This is a genomic window from Spirosoma horti (assembly GCF_054776595.1).
The window spans coordinates 943,930-962,645 of record NZ_BAAHBQ010000001.1; the positions used below are offsets into that span (position 1 = coordinate 943,930).

Annotated in this window: 21 protein-coding genes; 8 read left to right on the top strand and 13 right to left on the bottom strand. The window is 48.2% G+C overall.

Annotation, left to right across the window (positions count from 1 at the left end):
* Positions 1-19 precede the first annotated feature (19 nt).
* Positions 20-1,264, bottom strand: coding sequence for a transcription termination factor NusA (gene nusA, locus ACYVAM_RS03930; protein WP_461064113.1), 1,245 nt, complete (start codon positions 1,262-1,264; stop codon positions 20-22).
* Positions 1,265-1,376: 112 nt separating this feature from the next.
* Positions 1,377-1,889, bottom strand: coding sequence for a ribosome maturation factor RimP (locus ACYVAM_RS03935; RefSeq protein WP_461064115.1), 513 nt, complete (start codon positions 1,887-1,889; stop codon positions 1,377-1,379).
* Between the two features lie 24 nt (positions 1,890-1,913).
* Between ACYVAM_RS03935 and ACYVAM_RS03940 the strand changes: the two genes are divergently transcribed.
* Positions 1,914-3,197 (top strand): endonuclease/exonuclease/phosphatase family protein, encoded by a 1,284-nt coding sequence (locus tag ACYVAM_RS03940; protein WP_461064117.1) that lies wholly within the window; start codon positions 1,914-1,916, stop codon positions 3,195-3,197.
* A 31-nt stretch (positions 3,198-3,228) separates the two neighbouring features.
* Here ACYVAM_RS03940 and ACYVAM_RS03945 read toward each other — a convergent pair whose 3' ends face one another.
* From ACYVAM_RS03945 to ACYVAM_RS03965, 5 genes are all read right to left on the bottom strand, one after another.
* Positions 3,229-3,639, bottom strand: coding sequence for a molybdenum cofactor biosynthesis protein MoaE (locus ACYVAM_RS03945; protein ID WP_461064119.1), 411 nt, complete (start codon positions 3,637-3,639; stop codon positions 3,229-3,231).
* A gap of 18 nt (positions 3,640-3,657) precedes the next feature.
* Positions 3,658-3,906 (bottom strand): MoaD/ThiS family protein, encoded by a 249-nt coding sequence (locus ACYVAM_RS03950; protein ID WP_461064225.1) that lies wholly within the window; start codon positions 3,904-3,906, stop codon positions 3,658-3,660.
* Positions 3,907-4,049: 143 nt separating this feature from the next.
* A complete protein-coding gene (locus ACYVAM_RS03955; RefSeq protein WP_461064121.1) occupies positions 4,050-4,331 on the bottom strand; it encodes a hypothetical protein in 282 nt (93 codons plus the stop codon).
* Positions 4,332-4,437: 106 nt separating this feature from the next.
* Positions 4,438-5,445 (bottom strand): S1C family serine protease, encoded by a 1,008-nt coding sequence (locus ACYVAM_RS03960; protein ID WP_461064123.1) that lies wholly within the window; start codon positions 5,443-5,445, stop codon positions 4,438-4,440.
* 86 nt (positions 5,446-5,531) lie between these two features.
* Positions 5,532-6,119, bottom strand: coding sequence for an RNA polymerase sigma factor (locus ACYVAM_RS03965; protein WP_461064125.1), 588 nt, complete (start codon positions 6,117-6,119; stop codon positions 5,532-5,534).
* Positions 6,120-6,261: 142 nt separating this feature from the next.
* On the opposite strand from ACYVAM_RS03965, the gene ACYVAM_RS03970 reads away from it, so the two are divergent.
* Positions 6,262-6,453, top strand: coding sequence for a hypothetical protein (locus ACYVAM_RS03970; protein ID WP_461064127.1), 192 nt, complete (start codon positions 6,262-6,264; stop codon positions 6,451-6,453).
* A 98-nt stretch (positions 6,454-6,551) separates the two neighbouring features.
* On the opposite strand, the gene ACYVAM_RS03975 is transcribed toward ACYVAM_RS03970, so the two are convergent.
* From ACYVAM_RS03975 to ACYVAM_RS03985, 3 genes are all read right to left on the bottom strand, one after another.
* Positions 6,552-7,556, bottom strand: a complete 1,005-nt coding sequence (locus tag ACYVAM_RS03975; protein ID WP_461064129.1) for an NAD(P)H-dependent glycerol-3-phosphate dehydrogenase — start codon at positions 7,554-7,556, stop codon at positions 6,552-6,554.
* A 151-nt stretch (positions 7,557-7,707) separates the two neighbouring features.
* Positions 7,708-9,123, bottom strand: a complete 1,416-nt coding sequence (locus ACYVAM_RS03980) for an efflux RND transporter periplasmic adaptor subunit (RefSeq protein ID WP_461064131.1) — start codon at positions 9,121-9,123, stop codon at positions 7,708-7,710.
* Positions 9,124-9,195: 72 nt separating this feature from the next.
* On the bottom strand, positions 9,196-10,695 hold the full coding sequence (locus ACYVAM_RS03985) for a TolC family protein (protein ID WP_461064133.1): 1,500 nt from the start codon (positions 10,693-10,695) through the stop codon (positions 9,196-9,198).
* A gap of 75 nt (positions 10,696-10,770) precedes the next feature.
* On the opposite strand from ACYVAM_RS03985, the gene ACYVAM_RS03990 reads away from it, so the two are divergent.
* The gene (locus tag ACYVAM_RS03990; RefSeq protein ID WP_461064135.1) at positions 10,771-11,604 is read left to right on the top strand and encodes an aminotransferase class IV; all 834 of its coding nucleotides are present in this window, start codon (positions 10,771-10,773) and stop codon (positions 11,602-11,604) included.
* On the opposite strand, the gene ACYVAM_RS03995 is transcribed toward ACYVAM_RS03990, so the two are convergent.
* Entirely contained in the window at positions 11,581-12,267 is a 687-nt protein-coding gene (locus ACYVAM_RS03995; RefSeq protein ID WP_461064137.1) for an ABC transporter ATP-binding protein, read from the bottom strand. The genes ACYVAM_RS03990 and ACYVAM_RS03995 overlap by 24 nt on opposite strands.
* Positions 12,268-12,642: 375 nt before the next feature.
* On the opposite strand from ACYVAM_RS03995, the gene ACYVAM_RS04000 reads away from it, so the two are divergent.
* A complete protein-coding gene (locus ACYVAM_RS04000) occupies positions 12,643-13,341 on the top strand; it encodes a head GIN domain-containing protein (protein ID WP_461064139.1) in 699 nt (232 codons plus the stop codon).
* Between the two features lie 94 nt (positions 13,342-13,435).
* Positions 13,436-14,572, top strand: a complete 1,137-nt coding sequence (locus ACYVAM_RS04005) for a 5-(carboxyamino)imidazole ribonucleotide synthase (protein ID WP_461064141.1) — start codon at positions 13,436-13,438, stop codon at positions 14,570-14,572.
* An 87-nt stretch (positions 14,573-14,659) separates the two neighbouring features.
* Here the strand turns inward: ACYVAM_RS04005 and ACYVAM_RS04010 are convergent, their stop codons facing one another.
* Positions 14,660-15,496, bottom strand: a complete 837-nt coding sequence (locus ACYVAM_RS04010) for a fumarylacetoacetate hydrolase family protein (RefSeq protein ID WP_461064143.1) — start codon at positions 15,494-15,496, stop codon at positions 14,660-14,662.
* A gap of 87 nt (positions 15,497-15,583) precedes the next feature.
* Between ACYVAM_RS04010 and recO the strand changes: the two genes are divergently transcribed.
* On the top strand, positions 15,584-16,276 hold the full coding sequence (gene recO, locus ACYVAM_RS04015) for a DNA repair protein RecO (protein ID WP_461064145.1): 693 nt from the start codon (positions 15,584-15,586) through the stop codon (positions 16,274-16,276).
* A gap of 140 nt (positions 16,277-16,416) precedes the next feature.
* Positions 16,417-16,638, top strand: a complete 222-nt coding sequence (locus tag ACYVAM_RS04020) for a hypothetical protein (RefSeq protein WP_461064147.1) — start codon at positions 16,417-16,419, stop codon at positions 16,636-16,638.
* On the opposite strand, the gene lptB is transcribed toward ACYVAM_RS04020, so the two are convergent.
* Positions 16,635-17,366, bottom strand: coding sequence for an LPS export ABC transporter ATP-binding protein (lptB, locus tag ACYVAM_RS04025; RefSeq protein WP_461064149.1), 732 nt, complete (start codon positions 17,364-17,366; stop codon positions 16,635-16,637). The two genes, ACYVAM_RS04020 and lptB, sit on opposite strands and share 4 nt — an antisense overlap.
* A gap of 125 nt (positions 17,367-17,491) precedes the next feature.
* On the opposite strand from lptB, the gene ACYVAM_RS04030 reads away from it, so the two are divergent.
* Positions 17,492-18,706, top strand: coding sequence for a DUF2252 domain-containing protein (locus tag ACYVAM_RS04030; protein WP_461064151.1), 1,215 nt, complete (start codon positions 17,492-17,494; stop codon positions 18,704-18,706).
* The last annotated feature ends 10 nt before the right edge of the window (positions 18,707-18,716 follow it).

An 18,716-nucleotide genomic window follows, 5' to 3' on the forward strand; every position in this document is an offset into this window, starting at 1 on the left:
CTTTCTACAGTCACTGCATTTATTCAAATTCCTGTTTGAGGATATTCAAAATTTCTTCGACGGTGTCTTCTTCCAGATCCGTTCTCCGAACGAGTTCTTCTTTGTTCAGTGCCAGCACACTTTTGGCCGTATCAAGGCCAACCTTACGCAGTTCCTGAATCATCCACTCGTCGATTTCATCGGAGAATTCCATTAGGTCGACGTCTTCATCATCTTCCTGGCCTTCGTTGTCGCGGAATACATCGATTTCCATATCAACCAACCGGCCGGCCAGTTTAATGTTCTGACCACCTTTACCAATGGCCAGCGACACCTGATCGGGTTTTAGAAAAACGGATACGCGTTTCGTTTCCCGGTCGATCTGCATCGAGCTTATTTTGGCCGGGCTAAGTGCCCGACTGATAAGCAGTTCGAGATTTTCAGTGTAGTTGATTACGTCGATGTTCTCATTACCAAGTTCACGAACGATACCATGTATGCGCGAACCTTTCATACCAACGCAGGCGCCAACAGGATCAATGCGGTCGTCATAGGATTCAACCGCTACTTTAGCGCGCTCGCCCGGCTCCCGAACGATCTTACGAATCGAAATCAGGCCATCGTAAATTTCCGGTACCTCAATCTCAAAAAGACGCTCCAAAAATACTGGCGACGTACGTGACAGGATAATTTTTGGGGTCCCGTTCAGCATATCGACCCGGCTGATCACCGCTTTGACGGCTTCTCCTTTCCGATAACGATCTTTAGGAATCTGTTCCGTACGGGGCAGACTCAATTCGTTATTTTCGCTATCGACCAGAATAATTTCGTGCTTCAGGAGTTGATATACTTCAGCCCCAACCAGATCGCCAACCTGGTCTTTATATTTTTGATAAAGGAGTTCTTTCTCCATGTCCTTTATCTTCTGGATGAGCGTCTGACGAGCTGTTTGCACAACCCGGCGGCCAAAATCGTCCAGTTTTACTTCTTCAGCAACCTGTTCGCCTACTTCAAAGTCATCCTGAATTTTACGCGCTTCGGCGAGGGGGATTTTATCATAATCCCAAATATCTTCCGAATTATCGTCAACAATTTCGCGCGTCCTCCACATTTCCAGATCTCCACTCTCGGCGTTGATAATAACGTCGAAATTTTCGTCTGTCCCGTATTTTTTACGAATCATCGTCCGGAAGACATCTTCCAGAATAGCGATCATGGTAGGCCGGTCAATGTTCTTCGACCGGGCAAAATCAGCAAACGATTCTATTAATAGTCCACTGGTCATGGTAGTAAACAGTCTGTAAGTCGTAAGTCTGTAAATCAAGGGTAGTAAGCCGTGCGGCACCGATAAAGCGGGCAGCAATGGGTTAAAACGTATCGACTTATTCCTTACTACTCTATTTAAATGATACTTCTACTTGCGCTTTCTTTATCTGCTCGAATGGAATCGGTGTAAGCCCGACTGGTGGAATTTCAGCAGTTAAATCAGCTTCTTTTTTCTTTTTACTCTTCGATACTTTTTCAGCCTCTATATCCAGCACGATATGATCGTTGGCGACAGAATCCAGCCATCCTTTTCTCGTTTTCCCATCCGTAAGCGTGACCGTTAGCTGCCGACCCACGTTTCGCGTAAACTGCCGTGGGAACGTTAGCGGATAATCAACTCCGGGCGATGAAATTTCGAGTGTAAATGCCGAATCTCCAAAAAAATTCATTTCATCCATCTGCCCACCCAGCCTACGGCTGATATCGGCGCAGTCATCAATTTTGATGCCTGCATCGCTATCCAATAAAATAGTGACCTTTAAGCGGCCACCTTGCCTTCCAGCAACCTGAATATCAACGATGTAAAACTCATCGCCGTTCAGGTAGGGTTGTAGTAATTCGGTAATTTTCGCTTTGTCGTCCATAAGGTAAGGCTAACAAAAAAGGGAGTGCGACTCCCTTTTTTAATCAATGCCGTATGGTTTTTGTGCCACAAAGGTAATACGTTTATACATGCATCGCAAGCCCTTCTACTGGAGCAATTGCAGGCATTCCGGGCATTATGCCTTATTTTTGGCTTTCTCAAGGTATTAGTCTCGCTCAATAACGACGATATGACGCTCAGAATGCGAGTTGGACAGTTCATCGCCTATTTTTTTCGGTCGTTGCTGTGGTCAATTAATTTACTACTGGTTCTATATACGTGTCTGGCCTATTGGCTGCTGTACAGTTTGCAGACAGAGCACTGGTCGGCCAGCATGATTATGATTACGTTACCCGTGGCCTGGGTGCTCAACTTTATCGTCGTTTGCTTATGGTTAACGGCCAGACCCTGGCGTAGCTGGCTCTCAGGCGTTACATTAATCGTCGGGCTGATTTTATTCGGCTCCCGAACATTTGTCTGGCATAGCCCCACCGACTATTCAGGAAAGGGCCAACCCCTTACGGTATTCAGTTACAATGTCCAGTCATTTGACTTGACTGCCTCCTATGACCTTTATCAAAGTTCGCCACGGGTCCGCCGAACGATGAACTATGTATTGCGTTATGACGCGCCAATTAAATGCTTCCAGGAGTTTTACAATTCGACAACGATACCCGACTATAATCTTGTCAAACGATTTGGGGAGGCCGGTTATCACTACACAGCGTTTCTGTTCCCGGAAGCGGCCCAGGCAAAGGATGGTGATATTGGGGTCGCCATTTTTTCTAAATACCCCATACTAGCCTCTGGCCGTGAGGCATTTGGACCGCAAAATGGCATTGTGTGGGCTAACATTAAACTAGGCAATGATACTATACGGATCATTAATGTTCATCTTCACTCAATGGGCATTCGGGTTGGGAAGGTCCTAAAACAAAAAGAAATAAAGGGCGTCCAGCGCGAAACGCGTGGCGTCTTGAGCGCGCTGCACAACGGTTTCACCGACCGACGGGAGGAAGTAATCAAAGTGGAACGATACATTCATGAGAGCCCCTATCCAGTTATTGTTACCGGCGACCATAACGATACCCCCTATAGTGTAGTCTATGAGCGACTACGCCGAACCTTACCGAACAGTTTTGAAGACGCTGGTCGAGGCTTTGGGTTTACGTATAACCATTTACCGGGTTTCATTCGTATCGACCACCAATTCCACGATCCGAAATTCACGTTGCTGAATTTTGAAACCATCAACTACATCAAGTATTCCGACCATTACCCCATCGTAGGCACCTACCTGCTCAAATGAGGTAGTATATATGATGTATCCCCTATATCATTTACGGGTGTGCGTTCACCCACGATTCGCCATCGGTGAAAACTTCTTTTTTCCAGATGGGTACTGTTTGCTTAATGGTATCTATGATATACCGACAGGCTTCGAAGGCAGCCGCCCGGTGGGCAGTGGCCACACCGATCAGTACCGCAATTTCACCAATTTGTAAGGTTCCTTTTCGGTGGATAATCGTGTACCGCAAGATAGGCCACTGTTGCTGCGCATCATCTGCAATCTTTTGCATTTCAGTGAGTGCCATACGGTCATACGCTTCGTATTCGAGCCGATCGACCGGCCGTTCCTGTGTATTATCGCGAACAACGCCGAGAAAAAAATCAATGGCCCCTGCCTGCTCCGACTGAAGGTATGTTAGGGCAGCGGCAACATCAATGGGGTCAGAAGTAAGAGCAATCATAATAAGGTAAAGCAGAAATCAGCCTCCGCTGACGGGTGGAATAAGGGCTATTTCGTCGTGGTGAGCGAGTAGTTGTTCAGGTTCGGCATATTCGCCGTTAACCGCCACCAGCAGCGAGCGAATGCCCGCTAAAGCAGGGTAAGCCTGGTGCAGCTGACTAAGCAGGTCGCCAACACTAGCCCCTTCGCTAAGCGGTACAGCAACCGCCGACTGGCCGGTTAGATCACGGGTGATACCAAATAAAAGCACCGAAACAGATTGGGTCATGAGTACGGGTAAGGCCGTTTGATAAAGCAGTAAGTTGTCAGCAGAACGCAGCAAAGGTTAGTTGAAGTTCGCCAGATACCAACAAAAAACTGTGCCACTGCTTTAAGGTAGTGGCACAGTTCCATTTATTGATACCGGATGACTTAGTTCGAGTTGTCCATTTTCCGCTCAGCTTTCTTCATCTTACGATCCGCTTTGTTGAGGGTTTTGTTTGTCCCGTCTTTAATATCCTCTTTCGTATTTTTAGCCGCATCGGATATTTTATCACCTGCTTTGTCAGCCTCACGACCTACCTTTCTACCGGCAGCCTTCGTGGTTTCTTTAGCTTGATGCGCCGTTTCTTTCGCGTTTTGCTTTGTATCCTGAGCCGATACCAGGGCAACTGAGAAGAAAAGCGCAGCTGCCAGCATTGTTAACTTTTTCATGGAAGTTGAGTTGATTTGTCCTCAAAATAACTCCACGAATGAACAATTGTTTAGGCCGGATTCTTTTTTTACTCGTTTCCTGAATAGACAGAAACTAGGTTATTTGTTAGTCCTTGTGCTTGAATACTTTAACCTGGTACACATAATCCTGCATGCGCTTGATCTGCTGTTTACGGGACAAGTGCGACAGTACATTCTTTTTATTCAGCCGGAGTGGCTGGCCTTTGAGTGAGTCAGCCGGAATGTTGTTAAGCGCTTCGAGCATGTAATTTGTTTTCACGGCAAAGCTAACCCCTTCCGACGTCGTTTGTTTACCGCTGATGATACCGATCACATTCCCTTTTTCGTCCAACAAAGGACCACCCGAGTTACCAGGGTTCACACCAATAGCAACCTGATAAGCCGTGGAATCACCCCGATAACCAGTGCCCGAACTGAGGTAGCCTTCGCCATAAACAATTTCTTCACGCGGGTAGCCGAGTGTGAACACCCGCTCACCAAGGTCGGACGGACGCGCGTCGAAACTATACGGAACGGACGGCATTGACCGAAACGCACTGTCGTCACAAAGTTGCAGAAACGCCAGATCATGGGCTTTATCAGCATATACGACGCGCGCTTTATACACTTCGCCCTTCGTACTCTGAACATAAACCGAGTCCGCATCCCGGACGATGTGGTTATTGGTTACAAAATAGCCGTCACCCGTAATTAAAAATCCTGACCCTGCTACTTGCGCCGGGTTCGTACTCAGGCGTTGTCCACGGCCATTGTAATCGTTCAACAACTTACGTTGTGAGGATTTAACCGCCTGAATTTCCTTGCTCAACAGGCTATACTGCTGTTCCTGCTTATGGCTCTGCTGATAGGACCGGTAAAGAAAAATAGAGCTGAACGTGGTGATGATAGCTGCCGAAGCAGCCACAGCCAGTGTGGTCCGATAGGTATTCCAGAGAGAACGCATCTGCACAGCCGGTTCAGATCGGTAATTGGCGGCATCCTGACGAATGACGTTCATGTCCGTACGTGCCTGCACAGCATTCAGCTTTTGCCTGAACTGAACGCGTTCGCCATACATCTGCAGTGCATTCTCAATATCTTTTTCTTCGTCCATCGCTAAAAAGAGTTATCGAGTTATCAGACAAAAAGGTATATAGTTAAGCTACGGTAACCCTTTATACCTCTCTAATCTGACAACAGTTACTGTTTATATTCCGAAAAGAACAACCGCTTCAGCCGCATCAGACACTTATATTTCTGCGTTTTGGCATTGTCGGCATTGGTATAGCCAAATTTTTCGGTAATCTCCTGCATACTCATATGCTGAATGTAAAAATCATCCAGCAACGTTCGACATGGTTCGCCAAGGCGGGACAGTGAATCTGCCATCAAATCGAACTGACGATCCCGTTCTTCATGATCGGTTAGATCGTCGTCAATCTGTCCGGCCGCAAATTCGTCCGTAGCGGGCCTTTCCACATCGCGTACCATATATCGGCTTCGCTGGGCTAACTGTTTCAACCACAAGCGCCTGCCAACCGAGTAGAGGTATGTTTTCAACTGGCAATGCAATTCCAGCGAACCACTCCTCACTTTTTCATACAGCACAATTAAGGCTTCCTGATAAATATCCTTGGCGTCATCTTCATTCCCACTGTTGCTGGTGACGAAATGGAGAACCATCGGAAAATATCGTCGGTACAATTGCGTCAAGGCGTCGTCGGAGCCATCGGCCAACCCCATCAGCAATTCGTCATCGGTGAATATGGGCGACCTACTTTCCTTCATTGAGTTGAGTCATTACTTAATACAGAAACGATTGAGACGTAACCCATAAAAAAATTAAAAAAAAGTTGGGTTACCTTTCTCCCTATAGGGTATTAACACTGACATTAATTAGTAATCACTAAACAAAAACATCCCCAAAAATATGAAAGCAATCACGAAATCCGCCTTCTTTTTCATGGCTATGATCGCCCTGGCTACGTCTTGCAGCTCGAAGAAGACCGAAAGCACCGAAACGACCACCACAACGACTGCAGATTCTGCTTCGATGATGGCTACCGATTCGACGATGGCTACGGATTCTGCTTCGACGATGTCTGCTGATAGCGCGAAGTAATTTTTGCTAAGGCACAACTGCCGGTACATCTTACCGACATCGCTATAAACGGTTAAAAGCCTTCTGACGAGTCAGGAGGCTTTTTATTTTTAAGGATATCAGGCTAACACACCTGTCAACAAATTCATTTCAGTTGTGGGAGCGGCCCGTTCATAAAGAATAGCATAAACAGCATCTGTAATCGGCATATTGACGCCGAATTGCTGGTTTATTTCATAAATACTCTTTACGGCGTAGTAGCCTTCAGCAATCATGTTCATTTCTGCCTGCGCCGATTGTATGGTATAGCCCCGGCCAATAAGCGTACCAAATGTCCGGTTTCGACTAAAGGGCGAATAAGCCGTCACCAGTAAATCACCCAGATAAGCGGAACCGCTCAGATCGCGGTGTTTGGGATACACGGCATCCACAAACCGCCTGATTTCCTGCATGGCATTCGATACAAGAACGGCCTGAAAATTATCGCCATAACCCAGACCGCGGGTAATACCACAAGCCAGGGCAATAATATTTTTCATAACCGCGCTGTATTCGATGCCATAGATATCATCGACGGGTGTCGTTTGTACAAAGCGACACCGGAGGAAGTCAGCTACGGATGCAGCACAGGCCGGGTTTTGAGAAGCAATGGTGAGGTAAGATTTTTTTTCGAGGGCAACCTCTTCAGCATGACAGGGGCCGGCAATAACTGACATTCGCTCTACCGGAACACCATATTGTTCACGGACCCAATCGGTCACTAACTGATTCGCACCCGGAATCATGCCTTTAATGGCTGAAACGACCGATTTACCAATAAAATCCGCGGGTTTCAAGCCTGTCAGTGCATCACTGATGAAGGCGGCCGGAACGGCCAGGATAACGTAGTCACTATCCTTAAATGACTCTTTAATTTTTGTGCAGACTTTCACTTTGCGGGTATTGATCTGCACGTCGCTCAGGTAGCTTGGGTTATGTCCGAAGGTTTTAATATGGTCTGCGTCGGATTTTTTACGAAGCCACCATTTGACACTGACATTGTTTTCGGAGAGGATTTTGACGAGTGCGGTTGCCCAGCTTCCTCCACCAACCATTGTCAGCCGAATCGGTTGATTTACTTTCATGGGGTAAAGAAAAGAAGAAAGCAGTTGCAGGCCAAATCTACCATTGACCCCGGCCTGAATTAGACTCTATCAGTTGTAAAATGGGTTTCCTACATAAAGCAAATGGGTAAGACAGCCTAGCCTTACCCACTTGCCTTATGTGCGAACAGTTTTACTCCTCTTTCTCGTCCTCTTTTTTCTTGTTCTTATTTGGATCACGCTTCACCACCAATTCGCCATTTTTAAGCTTCTTCGACACGGCGATGAACGGGCCGGATATGATTTGTTCGCCCGCTTTGAGACCCGATAAAATTTCGATATTTTCAAAGTCGCTGATGCCCGTTTTTACCTCCCGCTGCGTGGCCTTACCGCCAACATTCACAAAGACAATTTCTTTAGGCTTGTCTTTCTTTTCGACAACATCGGCGGGTTTCTCATCAACTGTACCATTCGATCTGTCCTTTACTTCCGCCGTATCGATGGCCGATGAGTCGGCAGCACGGGTGGTTACGGCCGCAATAGGAACGGCCAGCACGCCCGACTTACGGTCCGTAATGATCTCGACCGAAGCCGTCATTCCGGGTTTGAAAGGATATCCTTTTTTATCTTTTAGGGCCAGCAGATCGGCATATGACGTATTCAGAATTTTAACTTTTATCTCAAACTCCGTAACGGCATCGGCCGATAGAGAAGCAGCCGCTCCTGATGAACTCGTCAATCCGTTGGCCGTATTGGCTATTTCGTAGACAACACCTTTAAATTTACGGCCGGCGGTCGTGTATGAATCCACTTCGATATCAGCGGTATCACCAAGATTTACCCGTACAATATCATTTTCGTTGACATTGACCCGTACTTCCATATTCTGCAAATTGGCGATCCGCATAATTTCGGTACCTGCCATTTGAGACGTACCCACTACGCGTTCGCCTAACTCGATGTTAAGCTTGGAAACCGTGCCATTAACGGGACAGTAAATTGAGGTTTTACGCAGGTTTTCGTTGGCATCGCGCAAGCTGGCTTCAGCACTCTGAATGTTGAACTGCGAAGCTCTCACGTTGGCATTGGCCGCTTCAACTTCCTGCTTGGCCACATTGAAGTTGGCCTCACTGGTTTCCAGATCGGCAGACGAAACTACCTTATCCGCAAACAGTTTACGATTACGATCATAATCAGCTTTGGCCCGAATCAACCGGGCGCTCGACTGCGCTACAGATGCTTTTGACTGTTCTAACTGCGCCCGGCTCTGGTTGACGGCCGCCCGCGCCCGCGCCAGGAGTGATTCGTAGTTGTCGGGCCGGATGCGGCAAAGAAGCTGCCCCGCCTTAACGGGATCGCCTTCATTAACGTATAGGCCAATGATTTCGCCCGATACGTCGGGACTAATTTTTACTTCAACCTGGGGCTGAACCCGGCCGGAGGCACTAACATGTTCGGTAATATCGAGACGCCTGACTGCGGCAAAATCAACTTCCGTTGATTTGGGTTTGCCTAGCATACCCGCCTGTTTTGCGGCTACTAATCCTCCAACGAGCAGGACCAGCAGCCCACCCATGATCCACCAAATGCGACTTGACTTCTTTTTCATGATTAGGGAATTAGTGAAAGAGCAACGGAATGAACGTGTGGTATATATTCACTCAATCACTAATTCACTAACTTAATTAAAACTAAGCGGTTTGTTCTGATAGTAATCTAAAATTTTTGTCCGAAATACGTAATCGTATTTGGCCTGCACCAGGCTATTGCGAGCACGATCCAGGTTGGTTTTGGCAATGCTGTAATCCGTAGCGTTGATAGCGCCAGCATTCAGCCGACTTTCAGCAACCTGAAACGCCTTTTCCAGCGATGCTACCTGCACCTGAGTGGCTTTAAATTTATTGGCAGCCGCCTTCATGCTGGTGTAAGCCGTCTCAATTTGCTGACGAAGTGTCAATCGGGTATTTTGGGCCGTTAGTTCAGCGTTTTGTTGTTGAATTTTAGCGGTTGTAATCCGGTTACGGGACAAATTACCCTGAAAAATAGGAACTCGTAAAAATAAGGAAGCTGACCGGTTGAAGTTATTCTGTAGCTGATCAAAATAACTAACATTCACAACATCTGCCCCATTTATGGTTGTATATACGGGTACCTGAGACCCATTCGCATCCGTAAAGAACCCAGTAATTTGTTGGCGGGTTGTTCCATTAGGTATCTGTTGCTGATTGGCCGCACTTGAGTACACGCTGCTTAAGTTACCGTTCAATGTCAATACCGGATAAAGGGCCCCTTTAGCAACCTGCACACCCAAAGCAGCCCCTTTGACGCGCAAGTCGGCCCCTTTTACTTCGGGCAAATTGCCAACAGCCACATCGAAAAGTTGCTGTACAGATGCTTCGTAAGGCGTTAAACCTGGATCCGGGACATTGATCTGCTCAACCTCAAATTCCTGATTGATGGGCACATTCATGGCCTGCAATAACGAAACTTTTGCCAGGTCCAGCGTATTTTGCGCCGTTACAATATCCACTTCATTACTGGCCAGCGTTGCCCTAAGCTCATACAAGTTTGCTTCCGGCGCCGAACCGGCATTCACCAGGCGCTGTGTCCGGTCCAGTTGTGCCCGGGTTACATCGGCCTGCCGCTGGGCTACGGCCAACTGTTCTGAACCGACCAACACATTCAGGTAATTTTGAGCAACCGTTAACGATACATTGTTTTTTGTTGCATTCAACTCTTGATGGCTCGCCTGTAATATCAAGTCGTTTTGCTTGATGGTATTTCTTAACACCATCCCATTATACAGCGTTGCCGAGGCATTGAGCTGGTAGTTACCCGAAGAAATGGATTGCTGAATAAATCCATTGGATTGCGGGTTGATGCTCCTACCCCCGTTCAAGCCCTGATTGGCCTGGAAGTTAGTTGTCGGTAAGAGATTTAACCGCGATTGGTGTAACTGTAAATCACTATTGGCAACCGTCAACTGTCCTTGCCGAATCTGAATATTGTTCTGTTGGGCAATGTCAATACACTGTTGTAGATTCAGCCGATTCGATGCATTCGTTCCATTACCGGGCGATACAGCCGAGCCTGTATTCTGTGCGTATGTTGCCGACAAACCTGTCGTTAGTAATAGGGTCATCACAACCCGCACCTGTTTCCACGCCACTTGCATACTCATAGTATTTGATGGTTCAATGATACAAACTTACCTTCGGCGCGGCTATCGTTTTGGGATAAACGGCGCAAACTAAGCATGTTTCTGGTTTATAATTCGGATATACTTTCTGAAGGCGACTTTCGCCTGGCAATCAATGACCGCGCTTTTCAGTATGGCGACGGCCTCTTTGAAACAATTCGGTATGAAACCAACCGCGTATGGTTCTGGCCCGACCACTTCGCCCGCCTGTCGGCTGGCATGTCAGCTTTTCACTTTACACCCCCAAAAAGCTTTTCGGCCGAAACCATTCACGAGGCTATTCTTCACCTGCTGAGTAGTAATGGACTTACTCATCAACCCGCCCGATTAAAGATTCAGGTTTGGCGGCAACCGGGTGGCTTATACACCCCTGCCACGAACGAAGTCAATCTACTCATCACAGTGCGGCCAGGGATTCCCTTTTCAATCACAGAAAAAGCCCAAACAGGAATTTATGACGCCTTTCGGTTGTCGCCCTCCCCCGTTTCGGCTTTTAAAACCCTGAATGCTCTTCCTTATGTGCTGGCGGGCGTGCATAAAGAGTACCATAAACTCGACGATGTCATTTTACTCGATACCGACGGTCACCTCGCCGAATGCCTGGCCTCTACCCTATTCTGGTACGCTAACGAAACGCTCTACACGCCTTCTCTGCAAACCGGCTGCATCAACGGTATTATCCGTCAGCAACTTTTACGCACGGCTCCGGGGTTGGGAATTTCCGTACAGGAGGGATTATACAAACCCGAAACTCTTCGTGAAGCCCAAGCTATATTTTGCGCTAATGTCATGGGCATTCAATGGCTGAATGGCGTAAATAATGACAACATACATCAGTCGGAAAAGGCAAGAGAACGACTCGACGTATTATGGCGTCACATCCAGCGCTGAGGGCTCCAGCCAGCCGTCTTTCAGGCGGATGATCCGCGATCCATATTCGGCGTTTGCTTCGGAGTGCGTGACCTGAACAATGGTTACGCCATCTTTTTGATTTAGCTCCCGGAATATATCCATAATGTCGCGGGCCTGATCGGAGTGAAGATTACCCGTTGGCTCATCCGCAAAAATAACGGATGGATGTGCCGCCAGTGCCCGCGCAATGCCCACCAATTGCTGCTGCCCACCCGATAACTGAGCGGGAAACAAATCTTTCCGGGCCACGATGTTGAACCGGTCGAGCAATTCGGCCACGCGGCTTTTGCGCTCGGAGCCACTTAATCCCTTGTAGAGTAAGGGCGTTTCGATGTTTTCATAAACGGTCAGCTCATCGATCAGGTGATAGGCCTGAAACACAAAGCCGATCTGTGTCCGGTGAAGTTCAGTGCGTCTTTTTTCGGACAGTTTCTGCACCGGATGATCGTCGAGCAGGTATTCTCCTTCTGATGGTTCTTCCAGCAGGCCCAGAATGTGCAGTAACGTGGACTTACCCGAGCCCGATGGCCCCATGATCGACACAAACTCGCCCTGGGCAATATCGAGGGTAATGTTACGCAGCACATAGACCCGTCCGAAGCCAGCCGGGTAGTATTTAGAGACGTTGTGGAGTTGAATCATAATTAATTACTTTTGAAAAGGTTTTTACGTAGGTTAAGACAACGTGAATTTCTGGTGATTATAGCATTCTGGATGAGTTCGTTCAGGATTACAACACCCGGCTTTTGTAGGGATATACGAAAGCCAATGAGGGTTTGACCAAACACGCATCTTTTTCGCTGGTTCTACAATTAGATTTAATTTCTTTTCTTTAGCGGTTCAAGCGTCGTGCCAGATTCATAAAACTCTAATTGACAGAATTTTATCACCTACGCTAGTACCAGCAACGTCCGCTTACGGACAAATATACCGTTGAAATCGGACACCTTTTCCGTTCGGCATGCAACGCAACAGTTTTTTTCATCATCTATTGATAAAGCTAAAAACACCAACACAATGAAAGCAATTGCTCTAGTACTTTTCATGCTGGTAGCGGGTTCGCACACCGCCAGCAGCCAATGGAAAAAAGACCGGACGGTTTCTGGTTTCACGGGTCTGAGCGTAACCAGTGGCATAGATGTTTACCTGACGCAGGGCAATTCCGAAAAACTGACCCTTGAGGTAAAAGGAATGGAGGAAGATCAGATCGTTTCGCGGGTGAAAAACGGGGTTCTCGAACTCTACATCGACCGAAAGGGCATGAACTGGAATTTCAACCGGAACAACTCCGTGAAAGCCTATATAACCTTCAAGCAGTTGACCAATCTGCAAGCCGGGGGCGGCTCCGATGTTTTCGGCCAGGGGACGATGTCATTCGATGAGTTGAACCTGGATGCATCGGGCGGGTCCGATGTGAAACTAGACCTTAAAGCGGAGCGGTTAAATGTGACGGCATCGGGCGGAGCGGATGCGGTTTTGCAAGGATCGGCCCGGACACTGAATGCAAATGGTTCGGGAGGCTCCGACCTCGATGCACGCAAACTCATCGCGGAGATCTGCAATGCCAACTCATCCGGCGGCTCAGACGTATATGTCAACGCCAGCAAAGAACTGAGTTTGAAAGCATCGGGCGGTTCTGATATTTATTATTATGGCCAGGGCCGCGTACTCGCGAGCAGCAAATCGGGCGGCTCCGATATTAAGCGGAAAGATTAGAAAAAGAGCGAAAGAGTGAACGAGTGAAAGAGTGAATAGCTAATTTCGCTCTTTCACTCTTTTTTTCGTACCGGCGACCCGGTCTTTCACCATTTTGACACCTACTATTGGAATTCTTGGCGGGGGCCAGTTGGGCCTGATGCTCCTGCAGGCTTCTATTGACTGGAACCTCCGCGTTCATGTACTCGACGCCGACGCCGAAGCCCCCTGCCGACACCTTTGCACCCAGTTTACACAGGGCTCTCTCACTGATTATGATACAGTCTATCAGTTTGGCCAGTCCGTTGACGTATTGACCATTGAAATTGAGCGCGTCAATGTGGAAGCCCTTGAAGCTCTCGAACGAGAGGGAAAGCGGGTGTTCCCCCAACCCTCCGTCATCCGTATCATTCAGGATAAGCGAGTACAGAAGCAGTTTTATCGCGACCATAACCTGCCAACCGCCGATTTTATTTTAACGGATAATCGTGCCGATGTGGCTCTCCTGGAGATTCAACAACCCGATTTTCTACCCGCTTTTCATAAACTTGGCCGCGATGGTTACGATGGTCGGGGCGTTCAGTGGATTGCCTCGGTGGCTGATGTGGGAAAAGCGTTCGACGCCCCCGGTGTCCTGGAAAAAGCGGTCGATTTTGAGAAGGAACTGGCCGTCATTGTGGCCCGCAACGAGCGGGGCGAAATGCAAACCTTTCCAACGGTGGAGATGGTGTTCCACCCTGAATTAAACCTGGTAGAATACCTGTTTGCTCCGGCCGAGATTTCGGAGTCCATAGACCGGCAAGCACAGGACATTGCCCGAAGAACCACCGAAGCCTTTGGCATTGTGGGGCTACTGGCCGTCGAATTATTTCTGGATAAACAAGGCAACGTGCTGATCAACGAAGTCGCTCCGCGTCCGCACAATAGTGGTCATCACACCATGCGCGCCAATGTTACCTCTCAGTTTGAGCAGCATTGGCGGGCTATTTTGAACTATCCCCTTGGCGATACCACGGCCTATCAACCAGCCGCTATGGTCAATCTACTCGGCGAAGAGGATCATACAGGCCCCGCTGTTTACGAGGGCTTGGAAAATCTGCTGGCCATGCCGGGGGTATTCCCATTTTTTTACGGGAAAGCCATCACCAAACCATTCCGTAAAATGGGCCACGTGACCGTTATGGACGATTCATTGGATTCCCTGCGCGAAAAAGTGGCCGTGGTGCGAACAGGGATTCGGGTAATTTCATAACTGGTTTTTAACCGCGAAGAACGCAACGAGTAGCGCGTTTTGCGTTCTTCGCGATACCCCTTGCGTCCTGGCGGTTAAGAAATAATATTACGCCACTACATTTTCCAGCGTACCAATTTCATCAATCGTAATTCGAACCACATCGCCCGAGCGAAGGGTAAAATCATCGGGTGGCACAATGCCCGTACCCGTCATCAGGAAGCAACCGTACGAAAACGAACACTCGCGGTACAGGAACGACACGAGTTCGGTATGCTGCCGTTTCATCTGATCGATGGCGATGCTGTTGGCGAAAGCGGCCTGCTCATCACGGATAATTTCCAGCCGGATCTGTGTATCAGAAGCAATGGGTGCTCCTGGCACATACAGGCACGGCCCGAGTGCCGCGGCACCGTCATAACTTTTGGCCTGTGGTAGATACAACGGATTTTCGCCTTCGATACTCCGCGAACTCATGTCGTTGCCACACGTATAGGCCACGATTTTTCCCGATGATGTAATAAAAAGGGTTAATTCGGGTTCGGGCACGTTCCAGCTCGAATCGGCGCGAATGCGTACTTCTGCGCCTGGTCCCACTACCCGCTCAGGTGTCGATTTAAAGAATAACTCTGGCCGCTCAGCATCATAAACCCGATCGTAGAAATTGTCTCCCCCCGATTTTTTCGACTCTTCCATTCGAGCGTCGCGGCTGCGTAGATAGGTTACGCCCGATGCCCATACTTCCTGTCGGCCAATGGGTGCGAGCAAGCCAGATGTCGTTGCAGCCTGATACTCATCCGATGGCTCAGCCACGGCAGTCAGGGTATTTAAAAATTCATGTAAATCATCTCGGTTGATCAATTCATCCCAGTCGGTGGCAGGAACAGAATAAAATTGATTTTGCGAGTCAATGACGATACCGGTACGAGTTTTGTAAAGTTTCATGAGCGACGAACTAAGCGATAATTGGCCAATAAACAGACCGATTTATCCCAAAAGGTGTTATATTGTATAGTTTACTGTCAACCTGAGATGCTGCAAAAAACACGGGGTATTGCCCTCAGCTATATTCGTTACCGCGAAACCTCCATCATTGCCCGCGTATACACCGAAGAGTTTGGCCTGCAAAGTTACATTGTCAATAGTGTGCGGACAGCCCGGAGTAAAAACAACCGCATTGCTCTTTTCCAGCCATTAACACTGCTGGAAATGGTCGTTTATTATAAAAACGACCGTGACCTGACACGGCTTTCGGAAGTTAAAACGAACTATCCATTTCAGAGCTTACCTTTCGAAGTCGGCAAGTCCACCATTGCCATGTTCGTGACAGAGATGCTCAATAAAGTGCTGAAAGAAGAAACGGGCAGTCCGGTACTATTCCGGTTTCTGGTCGAGTCGGTGGTTTTTCTGGAAGAAGCAAAAACAAATTACGAGAACTTCCACCTGGTTTTTTTACTAAAGCTTTCGTTCTTTCTGGGCTTTGGGCCCGAGAGTGCGCGTGAGTTTGAGAGCCAGCTCCGCGAAAACTCTTATCCTTTCTTACCCGATGAAGAGATGGATGTTGCGCTAAACACGATGCTGCGCCAGCCGTTCGGTACGCCAATCAAGCTAGACCGATCTGCGCGGAATGAACTGGCCGACGCCCTGGTCACCTACTACCACATTCATATTGATTCGCTTGGTGAAGTAAAATCGCTGCCGGTGTTACGGGAAGTATTAGGGTGATAATTGACTTTTTTATGCAGGAGATTACGTTTGAAAACTTGAGTGATTTCATTCGGTAATACGCTGGAATTTCCAGCAAGAAGCCCATTTGTCCATCTACTCAGTTTGAGAAAGATCTGGGTATTACCGGTGATGATGGTGTGGAGTTACTGGAAGCCGTGGAGAACCACTTCGGTGTAGCTATAGGCAACAATCAAACTGGTGTCCGAGAACCGTTTAAATTGAGTCCCAATGAGTATCTGTTTCACAGTGAAGGGTGGGATATTCCAAGTTGGTGGTTTGGCTTCGGTCAGAAACCTGTCGTTCGTGCGTTTACGGTTGGTGAGTTATATTCAATCCTTCAGACATTGCTGGCCAATTAAATTTTGCGTTTGAGTTCGAAATGCTGTCCCAGATATACCCGGCGTACCTGTTCATCGTTGGCTAACTCTTCCGCCGTTCCCTGCTTCAGAATTTTCCCCTCGAACAACAGATAAGCCCGGTCGGTAATGGAGAGCGTTTCATTTACATTATGGTCGGTAATCAGAATACCAATATTCCGGTGTTTCAGTTTAGCGACAATACTCTGAATGTCTTCAACGGCAATCGGATCGACACCGGCAAAGGGTTCATCGAGCAGAATAAATTTGGGATCGACGGCCAGCGCCCGGGCAATCTCCGTTCGTCGGCGCTCCCCACCAGACAGCACCTTGCCTTTGCTTTTGCGAACATGCGTCAGGCTAAACTCTTCAAGTAGTTCTTCTACCTTTTCCTTTTGCTTATTTTTGGGTAAATCGGTCATTTCCAGAACGGCCAGCACGTTTTCTTCAACCGACAGGTCGCGAAATACGGAGGCTTCCTGCGCCAGATAGCCCAACCCAAGACGAGCCCGTTTGTACATCGGCAGATCGGTCACGTCCATATCGTCGATAAAAACTTTCCCGCTATTGGGTTTCACCAGGCCAACAGCCATGTAGAACGACGTTGTCTTACCGGCTCCGTTTGGCCCTAGCAACCCCACAATTTCGCCCGTTTCAACCTGATAGGATACGTTGTTGTTGACCAACCGCGATCCATATTTTTTAATCAAATTTTCAGTTCTGAGAATCATTCTTCTACGTTCTTGCTAAACGCTGGTGCGCTATCGACCGGTAGCACAAAGTTCGGGCTAATCCCAACGACTGACAACTATATTTGGGTGACTACCCACCTAATCGGCATTAATTAACAAATATTATGGCGGCCTCCTCCATCCCCTGGCGTATCCGGTCATTCAATGCTGGCCGAAACCCAGTATTGATGCAACGAAAATATGCGGCCATGCGCAAAGACCCCTTCCGCTTTTTTCGCGGAACCAGCCACCTGTTCAATCATGATATTCCAGCAGATTCCTTTCTTTGGAATGCGCCGAACACGTGGAATGTCGGGGATCTTCACATTGAAAATTTTGGCTCCTTCAAGGCTGACAACCGGGTTACGTATTTTGACCTGAATGACTTCGACGAATGCATTCTGGCACCAAATCTGACTGACCTGGCCCGCCTGATCTGCAGCCTGTTTGTAGCCGCCGATGATCTGAAGCTGAGTAACAGTGAGCTAAACCACCTGGCTAGAACCCTCACCGATGCCTATGCGGTTACCCTGTCCCGTGGTTACGTTCGGCAATTGGAACAGGATACGGCAACGGGCATTATCCGCGACCTTCTTCGGTCGGTCGAGTGCCGAAAACGGCATATGTTTCTGGAAAACCGGGTTGCGTACAAAAAACGTAGCACTCAATTTCGAAAACGCATCCTGCCTACTCCCAAAATTGATCAGGCGACAAAAATACACATCAGTAACACGATCAACGGTTGGGCAGAAAGTCAACCCGATCCTCGTTTTTTTTCTGTCCTGGATGTTGCCCGTCGCGTGGCCGGAACGGGCAGTCTGGGCATCGAACGGTTTATGATTCTGGTTCGGGGACTGGGTCGGCCGGGCAAGGAGTATCTGTTGGACCTCAAAAAAGCCAGGCCATCGACGCTTCAAGCCCATTTGGCGGCTCAGCAGCCCTTTTGGTTCAGCGAAGCTGAGCGGATTGTTGAAATCCAGAAACGGGTTCAGGGAGCGTCGCCTGCGCTGCTTCATCCGTTAATGATGCCGGATGGTACATCGTATGTATTGCGCGAACTTCAACCCAGCGAAGACAAAATTATCCTGACCGAGTTGATTGGCAAAGTAAAGAAACTGGAAAACCTGGTTGGTAGTCTGGGACGCTTATGCGCCTGGGGCCATCTCCGTAGCAGTGGCCGCCAGGGGTCAGCCATTGCCGACGAATTGATTGCCTTTGGACTGGACTACAACACTTGGCGTGACCAACTTATTGAGTATGCCCGTCAGTACGCCCGGCAGGTTAAAACAGATTATGCCGCTTATTGCTCCGCCTACGACGATGGCTACTTCAACGTATAGGTTATAAATC